Source organism: Nitrospira sp. CMX1 (assembly GCF_054902215.1).
Window position 1 is genome coordinate 1 of record NZ_JBUBKD010000045.1, and the last position, 13,942, is coordinate 13,942.

Sequence of the window (13,942 nt, forward strand, 5' to 3'; positions counted from 1 at the left end):
AGAAAGAGTACATCAAGAAGGTCCTCGAAAAGACCGGCGGCAACAAGTATCAGGCTGCCCACGCCCTTGGAATCGACCGAAAGACCTTGTATCGTAAACTCGCCGAAATCGAAGGCAGGCCTCACCCAGAGGAATAACGACCGCTGTCGGATCATCGCAGTGGGACTGCGACCGGACAGTCCCGCTTCAGGCCGGGATCGATCACATGAAGGATGTCGACCGTCTTGCCATGGGGGTTGTGCATTGGGCGATCCCACTCCTCACGATTGGCATCTTTGTGGTCGACCTGCTGACCCCAGTGGGAATTGCCGTATCGATTCTCTACGTCGTTCCCCTGCTGCTCACGGTGTTCAGGTCGAAGGAGCAAGAACCTTTCTACTTTTGTGGCCTTGCCACCGGCCTCCTCTGGCTCGGGTTGTTTCTTAAACCTCAGGGTAGCGCTATTTTGTATGGCGTGCTCAATCGTATGTTGGGAACCTCTGTTCTGTGGATCTTAGCCCTGGGATTGATTCGCTTCAGGCGGCTGCAACATGAATCAGCACAGGTGGAACAAGAGCTGATGTCGGAACGTGCCGAGCGAGCCCATGCCGAGGGATTGATGATGGAGGCGCAAGAGGCACGCTCCTACGCAGATCGGGAGGCCGTACGTGCCGTCGTCGGTCGCAAAGAAGCGGAAGAGCAACTCCTGGTCAGTCAACTGAGGCTGGAAGGCATCATCGAGTCCGCGATGGATGCGATCGTCACCGTGGATGAAGATCAGAACGTCGTGCTGTTCAACCGAGCCGCCGAGCAGATGTTCGGCTGCTCTACTCAAGCGGCGATCGGGCAGCCGCTCGCTCGATTCTTGCCCGCCCGGTATCGCGAGGATCACCGCCACCATATGCGTGAGTTCGGCCAATCCGGCACGACGAGCCGCAAGATGGGAAAACTGGGGACCGTGATGGGGGTTCGCTCAAATGGAGATGAGTTTCCGATCGAAGCGGCCATCTCGTATATCGCCGTAGAGCATCAGAAATACTATACCGTCATTCTCCGAGACATCACCGACCGGAAGCGGAGCGAAGAAGCTCACCAGGAAAGCCAGCGTCAACTCTCCACTCTGATCGGCAATCTTCCAGGCTTTGTCTATCGTTGCCGAAATGACCGAGACTGGACATACGATTACCTCAGCGAAGGGGTCACAGACTTAACCGGGTACACCGCCCAGGAATATCTTGTCCGACGATCCATCTCGTATGGAGACAATACCCATCCGGGAGATCGTGAGCGAGTGTGGCAAGAGATTCAGGCAGCGGTGGCGCAACATCGCCCGTATGAAACGACGTACCGTATCGTCACCAGACTAGGGGAAGTCAGGTCGGTCTGGGAACGGGGTGAGGGGATCTATGCCACGGACGGTACCCTGAGCTACCTGGAAGGGTTCGTCACTGACATTACGGAACGGAAGCGAGCGGAGCATTTGTTGCGGCAAAGTGAAGAACGCTACCGGCGTCTCATCGCCATTTCGCCCTATGCCATTGTGGTGATTCGAGGCGAGCGCATCCTCTTCGCCAATGACCAGGCGATCAAACTGTTCGGTGCCGTGAAGGCCGATGAGATCTTGGGAAAATCGGTTATGGACCTGTTCCATCCTGATTATCATCCCGCGATTCGAGAACGGATCCATGAATTGGTGGAAGGTCGCGCACAAGTGCCCATGCTTGAGGAGAAAATCGTCACGCTGAGTGGAAAATCCGTGGATGCAGAAGTCAGCACGGCGCGATTCGTGGATGAGGAAGGTCCGGCGATCCTGGTCATGCTGCGGGATATCAGCGAGCGGAAGCGACTGCAAGATCAGTTACGAAAAACCGAGCGCATCGCCGAACTCGGCACGGTGGCCTCGGGCATGGCCCACGAAATCGGGACCCCGATGAACGTCATTCTTGGGCGAGCCGAATATCTGATGGATCGCGTCACGGACGAGCCGATCAAGAAAGGCCTCCAGACCATCATTACCCAGGTCGAGCGGATTACGAGGGTGATGAACCAGCTGCTCTCCTTCGCACGGCGCAAAACTCCGGAACGCGTTGCGCTCGACCTGAAGCAAGTGGTTGAAGACAGTCTCGAGATGTTTCACGAACGTCTTGCACGAAGTCGAATCCGGGTGGAGTTGCGGTTGGCCGATCCTTGTCCCATGGTCTTGGCCGATGCGGACCAGATGAGCCAAGTCTTGATCAACCTCGTCATGAATGCCGTGCATGCGATGCCGGATGGCGGGACTCTCCGTGTCGGCCTTGCTCCTGAACCACAGCTGGTGAAACTCACCATTGCCGATACGGGCCATGGGATTCCTCGAGAGGCGATCAAGAGGATCTTCGATCCCTTTTTCACGACGAAGGAATTCGGCAAAGGGACGGGGTTAGGGCTGACGGTCGTCAAGGGAATTATCGAAGAGCACCAGGGCTCTATCGCTGTTGAAAGTCAGGAAGGAACAGGAACGACGTTTACGATCCTCCTGCCGAAGAGTGAATAGCCAACCCCTAGAAGTGCTGGGTTCTGAGTGCGAAGTCTTGGGTTTTTGAAAGGCAGCACCCAGCGCGTTCACGCTCAGTACGACCGAGGGCTGTAGCATCCCGCAACAGTTGCCCGACTCTTGTTTGTGGTTTTTCTCACCAATCGAATCTCTCCATCCCATGCGCATGCCTGGATTTCTGGGAATTCAGGCTACTTCTTTTCCCATCCAGCGGCATGCGCTTTGCCCTTCATCCAACCAGACACCCTGTACAACAGCGAATGAGGGCCGGAGAGGATGGTGACCGTGACAAAGGGAACGGGTACTGTTCTGTTGATTGTCGAAGACGACCGGGAGATGCGTAGTTTGTTGTGTGATGAGTTTTGCGGAATGGGGTATCACCTTCGCGAAGCACGGGACGGCGATGAAGCGTTTCTGGCGGTCTTGCAATCCGTGCCGGATGCGATTCTCACCGACCTGCGGATGCCGGCGGGGGGGGATGATTACATTGGCCGACTGCGGACGGTGGCGCCGAGGTGCCCGATCATCGTGATGACCGCCTTCGGTGATGCGAGATTGAAGGCGCAGGTGCTTCAGGCGGGTGCGAACGCCTACTTTGACAAGCCGGTCCATATTGCGGACCTGAAGAGCTGTGTGCAACAATTACTCGACCACGAAGGGAGGTAAAAAGTCCCCTCGTGATGCGTGTCGGCGAACGGTTTCGAGTTTCAGGTTTCCCGTGTTTGGTTGCTGAGCAAAGGTGAAACCTTGAACGTGAAACTTGGAACCCAGATACGAATGAGTGGCCTAAGGACGCGATCGCCTTGTCTGACCCAGAAAGTCCCAACAAACCGGTATCGCTAGATCCCATCATTACCGCGCGAGTCGAAGCAATCAAGCAGCTGGCACGGGGTCTATCTGACCGTGTGGCGGTCATGGATCAGTCCTTCAACGTCGTGTATGCGAACGAAGCAGCGTGGTCGGTCCAGCAGAGCACGCACACTCCCAGGCCCCACGCCAAATGCTATGAAGCCTTTGCCCAGCGGACCGATCCCTGCGGGGCCTGCCCGGCGACCAAAGTGTTCGAGACGCCCGAGGTGCAGTGTGTGTCTTGTTCGGGGGGAGGTGACGGCACGGCCTGTGGGATGCAACAGGCCTTTCCATTAACGGATGCGAAGGGATCCGTCGTCTCAATGCTGGTGCTCTTCCAGCCAGCATCGAAGTCTGTTCCTGCCGCGACCGCTGGGGACAACGGTGCCGCACCGCTTGCAGACGGCCTCGGTGACTTGATCGGGCGAAGTCCGATCATGCAGCAGCTCTTCGACATGACGCGTCTTGTCGCGGAGAGCTCGGCGACCGTCCTCGTTCAAGGTGAGAGTGGCACGGGGAAAGAACTCCTGGCAAAAACGATCCACGCGCTCAGTCCCAGGAGGGATCGACCATTCGTCGTCGTTGACTGCGGCTCATTGCCCGAGACGCTGCTCGAAAGTGAGTTGTTCGGACATGTGAAGGGAGCCTTCACCGGGGCAGTGGCGAACAAGCGCGGCCTGTTCGACGAGGCCGACGGCGGCACGATCTTCCTTGATGAGATTGCCGACACGACGCCGACCTTTCAAGCTAAGTTACTCCGTGTTCTGCAAGAGGGCGAGATCAAGCCGGTGGGTGGGACGCGAACCGTGAAGATCCATGCGCGTGTCATCTCAGCCTCGAATAAAGATCTGACCGAACTCGTGAAAGCCAAGACATTTCGTCAGGATCTCTACTATCGATTAGCCGTTCTCCCTCTGTATTTGCCGGCGCTTCGGGAACGGCGAGAAGACATTCCGCTCTTAGTCCGGCATTTCGTTGCTGCGTCTTGTGCACGGCATCATCAGCCGGTGCGACAGGTGGATGAACGGACCTTGCGGCTCTTACGTGATGCCCCTTGGCCGGGAAATGTCCGACAGTTGCAGCACTATATCGAACGGGCTGTGGTGACGACGGTCGGCCCATCCCTGGTGTGTCAGGATCTTCTCGACCAGTCCCTTGGGGCGGAAGACGAGAGTTTACGATCCGCGTCGCGCGGGGCGGTGGCTCAAACGGAGCGCACTCGAATCGTGGATGCCCTGCAAAAGACGGCAGGAAACCGATTGAAAGCAGCCAAATTGCTTCGAATCAGTCGAGCGAGTCTCTATAACAAACTTCGCGCGTATAGCATCGAATAGGTGCCAGCTGTTCCCTTGCTCCCTTCCTTTCTTGGGTCGCATTTTCCACAGAGTGAGATCATCCCATCACAGACCAAGAACTGCCGTGTTCGATCGTTTCGCCATAGGCCTGATAAGGTCCGCTATTTGAGTATCGGGGGACCAAGCCCTCTGATCTTCTGAATCTTTGCATCGATCGTATACATTTCACCCACCATATTCTTCACCGACGTCATCGAAGCGATTGTACGCATCGTTCCGATCTATTCGAGCACCATGAATGTGGCGCACGACTCAGGCGACGGAAGAAATACGCCTGCCTTCAACCTGTGGTGTCCTCATCTTGCGAGCGGCAACATGCCGTGATGATTCGGATGCCCCTTTTCTCCCCTTCATTCCGGGAACGAACGTCCATTGGTGTGGACGGCATAAGCGAATGATATGTGAACGAATGAGGAGATTTAGGCCATCACTGTCCAAGAGCGTGGAGTCCTCTGTGCGGCAGGAGCAGGCATCACGGTCGATGAAAAACCTCCTTCTTCGCTTCTGACGTGTGAATCATTCATTGCGGAGTGACAACCAAGGGTGGCACGACAGTTGCTGAATAGTGAAAGCAACGCAGAAAGATCTAGCTCTTTCTGCGGGCTGGATGGTGAGTTGCCCTCTCGCTGTCCAGCAGAGTCCACCCCATTGTGAGCGGCAGTCCCGGCCGCCACGTGTCAGCGATGAGGGGGTCACAGGTGAGAGTGGCCCCCTCATTTTCTATCAGGGAGATTAGTGCCCGACGAACACGTAATGGGAGTGAAGCAACGTGCAACTCAGTGGCGATGAGGCGGTTGTGGACATCAAGATACATTTTCCTGTGTCTGAGGAGGTTTTCTTTCCATATGTCTGGGGCGTGGCTCGATTGGCGCCGCATTTCAGGGTCGATGACACAAGCAGCCGGGAAGCACTGGCGGTTGCGCACTTTCCGGACTGTTCCGACAGTGCGGACCATGTGGATCTGGCGTTGCATTTGATGGAGGAATCGACGCGCGTTCCAAGGGCTTGGGTCAGCATCAATGGGCGGAGCCTCTCAAGTCTTCGTGGAGTTCGAGAGAGACTACGATGTTACCGTGCGAGCCTGGGAGTGCCGAACCGTGAATTGTACTGTGACCTAAAGATGAAAGAGCAGGCAGCTCTGGTGGGGTGCCACGATTATGGATGCGCGAGATCCTGCCAATTTGTTTGCGACTCATGTGTCCGAACCGTGCCGGTGGTCGGGCGGCCATTGAAAGAGCCGGCGTTCGGGTTGCGAGCCGCAATGGCTGAAATCGATTGGTGTCCAGGTCTCAAGGCTATGGTGCGCCGATGATCCGGATCACCGGCCCGTTTTCATTCTGAGGATCCGATAGAGGCCCATAAAATGAGTAGTCTGGCGGTCGGTCTAGAAGAGGAGCTTGCAGAGACGGTCACACGATCGGATCAACGGAATATCCGGCATGCCTATTGGAGCCAGAATGAGTTCATCCACCTTGAGCACTTTCTTCCTCCAACCGTATGCGAACCGTTGCTCACGGAGGTTGAGCTGCTGGAGCCGGACATTCATCGCAACTATGTCCCAGGTCACAAACAGGGAGGCAGCGTCAGCTTCTACAGCATTCGAGAGCAGGCACCCGCGATCCTGGCTCTCTATCGGTCTTCAGCGCTCCTGACATTCCTCGACCGGCTCACTGACGCCGAGTTGAAGCTCTGTCCGGAAGATGACCCTCATGCCTGTGCCCTCTACTACTACACAAGGCCAGGCGATCACATCGGCTATCACTATGACACCTCGTACTACAAGGGTGCCCGCTACACGGTCCTCATCGGGCTCGTGGAGCGTTCGGAACACTGCCGATTAGTCGCACGTGTCGGGAAGGGTAACGTCGTCGAGAATCTCCCTGAAATCCGTATTCGGATGGATGCGGGCACGATGGTGGTCTTCAACGGAGACAAACTCTGGCATGCCGTCACCCCGTTGGGTGAAGGGGAACGGCGTGTGATCCTGACGTTGCAATATGTCACGGATCAACGAATGGGACCGGTGAAGAAATTATTCTCAAATATGAAGGACGCCTTCGCCTATTTCGGCCCTGCCGCGCTGATGCGCAGACCGAAGGCCAAGCAGGCGACCCACGCGCATGCAACCTCGCCGTCAGGCGCGATGATTGATCAGATCACAATGCTCTTCCCTAATAGGAGTTGATGGTGCATCTCTCAATCGCAATTCCTGAGGCACAGGTTGTTGACGCTCCGACGCTGTTACGGCTGATCCGGATGGCACCTGCCTGCGACGCGGAGGCGGATGAGCAGGGGGCCGAGTACGTGGCGTTCTTTGACGACTTTCCGACGTCGGTGGGAATCGTCGCGCGAATGATTGAGGAGGCCTGGGATCTGCACGATGTCCACATCACACTCGAAGGTAGACCCGTCGTGAGCCGGATCAACTTTTATGCCGCTCTCTGCTGCTATCAGGAGAGTCTGAGTGCTCCGGACGCGAAGGCCTATTGTCTTCAGCAGGCGGAAAAAGTCGGCGCTGACAGGGGATGTCTTGAGCGATCGTGCCTGATTCACTGCCGGTTTATTTGTTCACGGTGTGTGGGACTATCGCGCGATCAAGGCGCGCCTCCGATGTCGAGTCAGCTCTTGGAAGTGGCGCGCCGGGCGGAAGTGGACTGGTGTCCGAACCTGTGCATCACAGAGGTGGAAGTGTGAGTGGTCGGTCGAGAGTTGAGCAAGCCGGATGAGGTGCGTGTGATCGGATATTGTCAGTTGATTGCTCGAAGGAGGGCCGTGCTCCTCGATGCGTAACCAGGGAAGGAGAGTGTCATGCAGGTTTTGAGAAGTAAGGGGAACATCGGAGTGTGGGCTGTCACGGTATCGCTTGTGGCGGCGTCCGCCTTTTTTAGCGGTGGGCTAGTCTCCGCTGAAGACACCACGGCGACCGGGAACCGCGTGTTCTTTCGCGGCGGCTATGGCCAGCTGCTCAGCGATCGCGGTGGTGAGTTGATCACCGACGGCCATGGGGTGGCCGGGAAGAACGATGGGACCAGCGGCTATTACATCGGTGGGGGAACGGACCTCATGGTCACCAAGGATCTATGGGGTATGATGAACGGCGTGGCGCTCGTCGGCGAGATCGGATTGGAATTCAAGAGATGGGCCTCCGCCAACGTCGGGAACGGCGATACCACGGCTGTGACGGGAGTGAGTAACGGCGGTCTGAGCAAGGTGCAGATGACGATGTTGACGGTGAGTGTGGCACCTAAGCTGAAGTTCCGACAGGGAACCGACTTTCAACCCTGGATCATTCCCGCCGGGTTGGACTTCCACGTTATCAGTCCGACGTCGAGTCAGATCAATTATTTGGACATCGGGGTTCAGTTCGGGGGAGGCGCCGAGTTTCGCGTGTGGAAAGAGTTGTGGCTGGGTCTCGACAGCCGCTTCCACCTGGCCTCCAACCAAACCAATACGGTAAACAATTACTGGACCGCCGGTATTTATGGAGCAATCGGGTTCTAGAGGACCAATATCGTTCCGGTAAGGCGGAGCATGGTATCCGCTGACAACGGTGCAGGGAGCCATTTCATGGCTCCCTGCACTCGTCTTCATCCCACTCTTCACCTGCATCCGTCGAAGGCCCAAGGAAACGCTCGATACACTTTGCGGCTCATCCTACGGAACTGAATGCTCGAAGGATTCTGGTATATCGCCACAGAAAGCACGCACGTCCGCATCGGCCGGCCATGCGCCGCAGTCCTCTGCAACCAACCTCTTGTCCTTTTTCGGGATCGGCGTGGTCTGGTGCATGCGTTACAGGACCGCTGTCCCCATAAAGGCGTCCCACTCTCCTCAGGTCGGCAGGAGGGGGATTCCTTGCGTTGTCCGTTTCATGGATGGCGCTTCATCTCCACGGGTGAGTGCGTGGAGGTTCCGGCGACCGGCAACGCGCCGCATCCATCGTCGGCCTCAGCCTGCGTGCGGACATTCCCCGCAGAGGAACGGGACGGGTGGGTGTGGGTCTATATGGGACAGGACGGGTGCAAGGAGCCTTCGAGTCCTCCCCCTTCTTTGCCGACTCCTGCAGACGGCAGCCCGATGACCTCCGTGCGCGCGTCCGCCCAGGCAACAGTCCGGTGGGATTTCGCAGTGGATAGTCTCATGGATCCCGCTCATGTTCCGTTCGTGCACAACAACTATTTCCGTCGGCGTGAGGCCGCCAGGGAGAAAGAAAAAGTCTTCACGCGGCTGCCGCTTGGATTTCGAACGATCTCGCAGAATGTCCTGCTGCCGGATACCTTTATCTTTCGGGCGTTGTCTCCAAGGCTGGGATCGGCGACGACCACGGTTGATTTCGTCCTGCCCGGCATTCATTCCGAACGATGGGAAATCGGCAAACGGTTTGCATCCGTCATGTTGGTGGCCACCCCGCTCACGGATGAGCGAAGCCGATTCGACATCTGCGTTGGATGGAACTTTCTGCGCGGCGTTCCTGCTGGGTGGCTGGTCCGTCGGACTCTCAGGACGATTCTGAGTCAGGACCGGGAAGTGTTGGAATTGCAGGAACAGGGGTTTGGCTTAAAGGGAAGCATGCTCTTGACCTTAGAATCGGACACACTGGCCGTGTGGTACCGGCAGTTGAAGAAATATCATGGTGATATACTGGCCGGTGTGCAGGATCCTCAGCATCCGGTTCCTGAAAAGAGCCTGCTCAGATGGGTGACTTAAAGCGGAGCGACGTGCAAGTGGAGTGGCGCCAGCGCCTGCATATTCTGAGATTGAGCGATGAATCATGAGGACAAGGTACTTGCACTGAAGGGCGGTGACCGGCGCTCCGGCTGGCGTTCCAACCAGGTGATCGTGCTGGTACGGCGAACACCGACAGGGTTTCCCGCCCTCATAGACTGGATGGATTACGAGGATGAACTGTTGATACGCTGAGCAGGCTGCGGAAAAACTTGGGGCGAGTTGGCCAGACCCCCTATCTGCGGAGACACGCGCCGACGCCGTTCTATGCGGACGGAGCACGTTTCTCCGAGAGATGGGCGCTCAGTACAACGGATGTTAGTGCCAACAGCCTGACCATTTCGTTTGGTACTATTTTAGGGGAGGCGCTAATGAGTCTAGAGAAGTTTCTGGAATGGTACGATGGGGCGGTAAGTTGGATGTTGGTCGCCTGGGTCTTTTTTGCAGTGGCGTGGATGGTCGTGACTTCTATCATTTCTGTGCTTGGTTTGATACAGGCGGTGTTTTGGGCATGAGAGATACGGTCATGTCCAGGTGGGGGTAGAGGCAGCGGTAGGTGGGTTCAGATCCGAGGACCTCATGACACAACCGTTACAAGGCTTCGCATCCATACCAGGTTGTAGACTGTAGCAGCAAAGGTACACAGCCAGACGACTCGCGACGGAGCTTGACCTTGTAGCGAAAGCCGGCCGTCTTCAACCAACGGAAGACCTCTTCGACCCATTGGCGGTTCTGTTGGTTGATCGCGTTACTCGGGTGTCTCATGATTCGGCCATCAATCGAACCGGACCGCTTCGTTATACATTGGGCCGCATGTGGCGTAGCTTGCCGCCCCCGCAGATTCTGGGTGAACTAATGGGTGTCATCGTCCTTGTTACCCCCCAGAGTGATACGTCGGAAGGAGCCCGGACCTCGACCACGGCCAGCTCTGCAGGACATGTGCATGTAGAAGTGTCGGTCTGACCTGTGCAAGTGATGATCCCGGTGGGGGAGGTGAGATGTGTCCCTGATGAATGAGAGATGTAGGAGACAGATCGGTTGGGTTTCCCCGTCCTGTGTCCTCATCAACACGGTCTTGCGTCCGTCCGGGCCATACGGTACAACAACTCCATAACCCTCGGCGGTCTTTGCGTCCAGCGCTCAGCATGGATGTCGGGTGGCATCACCTGATGCCTCAGGGCGAACTGCCAAAACGGGTGCGATGCATAATTGTGCGGACAATCAGGCCATCGGTAGTGAAGTTGCCCTGCGACGGAGGCCGAGACAATCCCTGTGAGATTGCACGAACTGTATGGGACGGGCAGGATACGAAGGAAGGGTAGTGTGAAACGAGGTTTCAGAAACCGAGACCGTCTGGTTGGGTGGGTACTCATGACCTTGGTGATTTGTCTAGGGACTGAGGTCTGGGCGTATGAGTCGGAACCAGTGGTGGAGGGGGCCACAGTACGCGGTACCGTGACCTTCATTGGTACGGTTCCGGCGCCGAAAGAATTCGAGTTGCGTCGCTATCTCGACCATGAATACTGCAGTCAGCTGTCCGACGGCCACGGGTATCGACTCATGAGAGAACTCACGGTTAGGTCGGACGGCGGCCTCAAAGATGTGCTGGTGATGGTGGAGGGTGTGGAGCGTGGAAAGCCCTTTCCCTTCACTGATGCCCGAGTGGAAGCGAGCCTCTGTCAGTTTGTGCCGCTTGTCACCGTGGTCGGCGATAAGCGACTGATTACGATATTTAATCGGGATCCAGTTCCACACGACATCCAAGGGTATGCGTTCGATCAAACCGGAGGCGATATGGTTTTTTATCGCCCGTCTTTGGAGGCGGGTGGAACGACCGATGCCGTGCAGCTGGTCAAAGGACGAAAAGTGTTCAGCATGCAGTGCAGCATGCATCCGTACATGCAGAGTTGGGGCTATGCGATCGATCATCCGTATTTTTCGGTCACGGATGCAGCCGGCTCCTTTTCCATCCCGGATATCCCGCCGGGGAAATATCGCCTCAAGGTCTGGCATCCGATTCTCGGCCTGAGAGAACAGGCGCTGACCGTCGCAGCGAATGAAAGGGTTTCATTGGAGCTGTGGTTTGAGGCCAAGGACTGACCGGTAACGGCTCAGTATTGTGAGCCGCTGGTGAAGATTCCACTCTTGTTCGAAGTAAGTCTGGGAGATGTCTACGCGAAGCTGATGGTTGAGCAGAACACGCCGTGACCGACACGATCGTTGCGTCGCCCGAGGCTCTGAGCAGACCCGCAATCATCCGGAACGATATATCTCCTCAAATTGATTATGAGAGCCCAGTATGTATGCCACTCTGGTCATTTTGCACATCCTTGCCGCGGTAAGTTGGGTCGGCGGCATGATCTTTCTGTCGTTGGTCTTGGCACCCTTGGTGCGAAGCCGGAAAGCAGTACCGGAATTCATGGCGCTGTTTCGGTCTGCCGCGCTCCGCTTTCGGCCCATCGTCTGGGTGGCCATGGTGATACTCTTGCTGACTGGTCCGATATTGCTGTCTCTTCGCGGCGTCGCTGTCGTGAGCCCTTCCGCTTGGCCAGGAATCGTGATGGCGAAGCTGGCGCTGGTCGCCCTGTTGCTGTTCCTCACCTTGCTGCATGACCTCGTGCTTGGTCCTCGGGTCAGCCGGGTCAGTGCGATTCCAGAATCCCAGCGGACGGCAGGCGAGCAGGTTGTGTTCAAAACCGCGCGCTGGCTCCCTCGATTGTCCCTACTCATCGCCATGGCAGTCGTGATTGTGGCGGCGATGCTGGCACGGTCGTAGCGAGATTTGATGAGCCACTTGGTTGAACTGCACGGCGACATCGTCCGGCTTACCGCATCGAGTAAGGATGAAACCTTCCTGGCAACAAAGTGAGGACGGGGTCTTATCACTCAGATCAGGCTACTCAGGGTTACGGAGTCTTTGCGCAACGAAACCCATAGCCGAGGTGCCGGCGAGACGGCTCGGCATTGTAACGGAAGGACGATCCCAGAAACTCCTGAACATAGAGCCAGTTTCCGCCCCGCACGACTTTTGACTTACCCGTTGTCGGTCCTTGAGGATTCTTCGTTGGGCTCTTCTTGTAATAGTCATGGTCATACCAGTCGTTGACCCATTCCCAGGCATTGCCGGCCATGTCATAGATACCGTAGGGGCTCTTGCCCATTTCGAACATCCCCACCGGAACCAATGCCATATGGTTCGCCCATTCCTTCTTGCCGAAATTCGCGTGGAGCCTGGTGGGAGCCTCGTTGCCCCAGGGATAGAGGCGGCCATCCGTCCCCCGAGCCGCCTTTTCCCACTCCGCCTCGGTCGGCAGACGTTTCCCGGCCCATTTGCAGTACGTGGCTGCATCCGACCAGCTGACGTTGACGATTGGACGCTTCTGGTGGCGGAATTGGTTCATGATCTCCCACTCCGGCGGCGCCTCCGTGCCAGTTGCTTCCAGATACTTGGCATACTGCCCCACCGTCACGTGGTACTTGTCCATGAAGAACGCGTCGAGGTACACGCGATGCACGGGCTTTTCGTCGGCTTTCAGAGCACTTCCCATCGTGAATTCCCCGGCCGGCACCAGCGCCATTGGTATGTCGCGGAGATCGGTGGGAAACGCCTCTCCTGCTGACCCCTCTGGATTCAGACTATCCGGCGAGGTGGGCGAACGTCGCCCAGGGAATTTCGCTTGTAACTGTTGATAGACGGCCTGTTGCTCACTATTGAGGCCCAGCTCATTCGCGCCATCCAGGGCCTCTTCTGCTTGCTTCATCTTGTCGGACGGAGTTTGTCCGCCGGCAAGCAGACCCTTTGCTTCCTCCAACAACCGCCACGCGGTCACTTCCTCCAGTAACTGCCAGACCTTCATTTTGCTTAACCGTGGCTCCCTCGTCCCCGTGATTCTGGATTTTGCATCCAGATGTAACGCGGTCTCATAATGTTCTTCCGCGCAGTCCCAGGCTGCTAATCCTCGACAGGCTTCGGCCAGGTTGAAATGAGCCTGCACATTAGAAGAATTCTTCATGAGCCCTGCCTCCAACACTGCACGTGCTTCGGCATATTGGGTGTGCTTTAAAAGACTCTCTCCTTTGGCGAAGTCTTCGCCAGCGTCGGCTGCCAGTGCCATGGAGTTTGCGGTCATGTTCAAACATATGACAAAACTCAGTACCCCGAGCGTCTGTCTCATAAGCGCGTCCCTCCCACTTGTGACTGCTCAATGGCAGTGGGTCTCGCCTTCCAGTAAGAGCACCGGCCGCTGTCGTGAACGCAGCCTTCATGGCTGGAACCATAACATAACGTAGCTTAAGCATAAAGAAGCCTGAGCGAGCGGCCACATTTTGTGCGGTTGATGAATGGAGGTTTGCTACAGGTCTCCGGCAAAGAGCTTCTACCGGTTGGTCGGCAACTATACTTCTGTTCCTCATATCTGGTCGTCTCCCTACAAATTGGCTGAAGAAACAAACCTCTTTGCCGACTGAACGCTATGGAACGCTGTCGGGGCGATCAAACTAG

At 56.6% G+C, this 13,942-nt stretch carries 14 protein-coding genes; 12 read left to right on the forward strand and 2 right to left on the reverse strand.

Annotated features, from left to right (window positions below; genetic code table 11):
* The 10 genes from ACYX34_RS11395 to ACYX34_RS11440 form a co-directional block, all read left to right on the forward strand.
* On the forward strand, positions 1-137 hold a 137-nt coding region (locus ACYX34_RS11395; RefSeq protein ID WP_462076902.1), incomplete at its 5' end, for a helix-turn-helix domain-containing protein.
* Positions 138-205: 68 nt separating this feature from the next.
* Complete coding sequence (locus ACYX34_RS11400; RefSeq protein ID WP_462076685.1) at positions 206-2,512, forward strand: PAS domain-containing sensor histidine kinase; 2,307 nt, start codon at positions 206-208, stop codon at positions 2,510-2,512.
* A gap of 276 nt (positions 2,513-2,788) precedes the next feature.
* Positions 2,789-3,178: a response regulator gene (locus ACYX34_RS11405; RefSeq protein WP_462076686.1), complete on the forward strand. Its 390-nt coding sequence runs from the start codon at positions 2,789-2,791 to the stop codon at positions 3,176-3,178.
* A 137-nt stretch (positions 3,179-3,315) separates the two neighbouring features.
* Positions 3,316-4,695, forward strand: a complete 1,380-nt coding sequence (locus tag ACYX34_RS11410) for a sigma-54 interaction domain-containing protein (RefSeq protein WP_462076687.1) — start codon at positions 3,316-3,318, stop codon at positions 4,693-4,695.
* Positions 4,696-5,485: 790 nt separating this feature from the next.
* Positions 5,486-6,028, forward strand: coding sequence for a hypothetical protein (locus ACYX34_RS11415; RefSeq protein WP_462076688.1), 543 nt, complete (start codon positions 5,486-5,488; stop codon positions 6,026-6,028).
* Between the two features lie 51 nt (positions 6,029-6,079).
* Entirely contained in the window at positions 6,080-6,901 is an 822-nt protein-coding gene (locus ACYX34_RS11420; RefSeq protein ID WP_462076689.1) for a HalD/BesD family halogenase, read from the forward strand.
* The gene (locus tag ACYX34_RS11425) at positions 6,901-7,410 is read left to right on the forward strand and encodes a hypothetical protein (RefSeq protein ID WP_462076690.1); all 510 of its coding nucleotides are present in this window, start codon (positions 6,901-6,903) and stop codon (positions 7,408-7,410) included. Before ACYX34_RS11420 ends, ACYX34_RS11425 begins: the two co-directional genes overlap by 1 nt.
* Before the next feature lie 114 nt (positions 7,411-7,524).
* Positions 7,525-8,217, forward strand: a complete 693-nt coding sequence (locus tag ACYX34_RS11430) for a hypothetical protein (protein WP_462076691.1) — start codon at positions 7,525-7,527, stop codon at positions 8,215-8,217.
* A 165-nt stretch (positions 8,218-8,382) separates the two neighbouring features.
* Positions 8,383-9,423 carry a Rieske 2Fe-2S domain-containing protein gene (locus tag ACYX34_RS11435; protein ID WP_462076692.1) on the forward strand — a complete coding sequence of 347 codons (1,041 nt, stop codon included), beginning with the start codon at positions 8,383-8,385 and terminating at the stop codon, positions 9,421-9,423.
* A 389-nt stretch (positions 9,424-9,812) separates the two neighbouring features.
* Positions 9,813-9,956 (forward strand): hypothetical protein, encoded by a 144-nt coding sequence (locus ACYX34_RS11440; RefSeq protein ID WP_462076693.1) that lies wholly within the window; start codon positions 9,813-9,815, stop codon positions 9,954-9,956.
* A gap of 76 nt (positions 9,957-10,032) precedes the next feature.
* On the opposite strand, the gene ACYX34_RS11445 is transcribed toward ACYX34_RS11440, so the two are convergent.
* Positions 10,033-10,206, reverse strand: a complete 174-nt coding sequence (locus ACYX34_RS11445; protein ID WP_462076694.1) for a hypothetical protein — start codon at positions 10,204-10,206, stop codon at positions 10,033-10,035.
* Positions 10,207-10,764: 558 nt separating this feature from the next.
* On the opposite strand from ACYX34_RS11445, the gene ACYX34_RS11450 reads away from it, so the two are divergent.
* Both ACYX34_RS11450 and ACYX34_RS11455 read left to right on the forward strand, forming a co-directional pair.
* On the forward strand, positions 10,765-11,541 hold the full coding sequence (locus ACYX34_RS11450; RefSeq protein WP_462076695.1) for a hypothetical protein: 777 nt from the start codon (positions 10,765-10,767) through the stop codon (positions 11,539-11,541).
* 199 nt (positions 11,542-11,740) lie between these two features.
* Positions 11,741-12,217: a DUF4149 domain-containing protein gene (locus ACYX34_RS11455; RefSeq protein WP_462076696.1), complete on the forward strand. Its 477-nt coding sequence runs from the start codon at positions 11,741-11,743 to the stop codon at positions 12,215-12,217.
* 130 nt (positions 12,218-12,347) lie between these two features.
* On the opposite strand, the gene ACYX34_RS11460 is transcribed toward ACYX34_RS11455, so the two are convergent.
* On the reverse strand, positions 12,348-13,616 hold the full coding sequence (locus ACYX34_RS11460) for a formylglycine-generating enzyme family protein (protein ID WP_462076697.1): 1,269 nt from the start codon (positions 13,614-13,616) through the stop codon (positions 12,348-12,350).
* Between the last annotated feature and the right edge of the window lie 326 nt (positions 13,617-13,942).

What these genes read in the sequence shown, in the direction of transcription:
- ACYX34_RS11430 (WP_462076691.1), top strand. Translation starts at nt 7,525, where the DNA reads ATGCAGGTTTTGAGAAGTAAGGGGAACATCGGAGTGTGGGCTGTCACG.
- ACYX34_RS11445 (WP_462076694.1), bottom strand. Translation starts at nt 10,206, where the DNA reads ATGAGACACCCGAGTAACGCGATCAACCAACAGAACCGCCAATGGGTC.
- ACYX34_RS11435 (WP_462076692.1), top strand. Translation starts at nt 8,383, where the DNA reads ATGCTCGAAGGATTCTGGTATATCGCCACAGAAAGCACGCACGTCCGC.
- ACYX34_RS11425 (WP_462076690.1), top strand. Translation starts at nt 6,901, where the DNA reads ATGGTGCATCTCTCAATCGCAATTCCTGAGGCACAGGTTGTTGACGCT.
- ACYX34_RS11440 (WP_462076693.1), top strand. Translation starts at nt 9,813, where the DNA reads ATGAGTCTAGAGAAGTTTCTGGAATGGTACGATGGGGCGGTAAGTTGG.
- ACYX34_RS11405 (WP_462076686.1), top strand. Translation starts at nt 2,789, where the DNA reads ATGGTGACCGTGACAAAGGGAACGGGTACTGTTCTGTTGATTGTCGAA.
- ACYX34_RS11455 (WP_462076696.1), top strand. Translation starts at nt 11,741, where the DNA reads ATGTATGCCACTCTGGTCATTTTGCACATCCTTGCCGCGGTAAGTTGG.
- ACYX34_RS11420 (WP_462076689.1), top strand. Translation starts at nt 6,080, where the DNA reads ATGAGTAGTCTGGCGGTCGGTCTAGAAGAGGAGCTTGCAGAGACGGTC.
- ACYX34_RS11400 (WP_462076685.1), top strand. Translation starts at nt 206, where the DNA reads ATGAAGGATGTCGACCGTCTTGCCATGGGGGTTGTGCATTGGGCGATC.
- ACYX34_RS11460 (WP_462076697.1), bottom strand. Translation starts at nt 13,616, where the DNA reads ATGAGACAGACGCTCGGGGTACTGAGTTTTGTCATATGTTTGAACATG.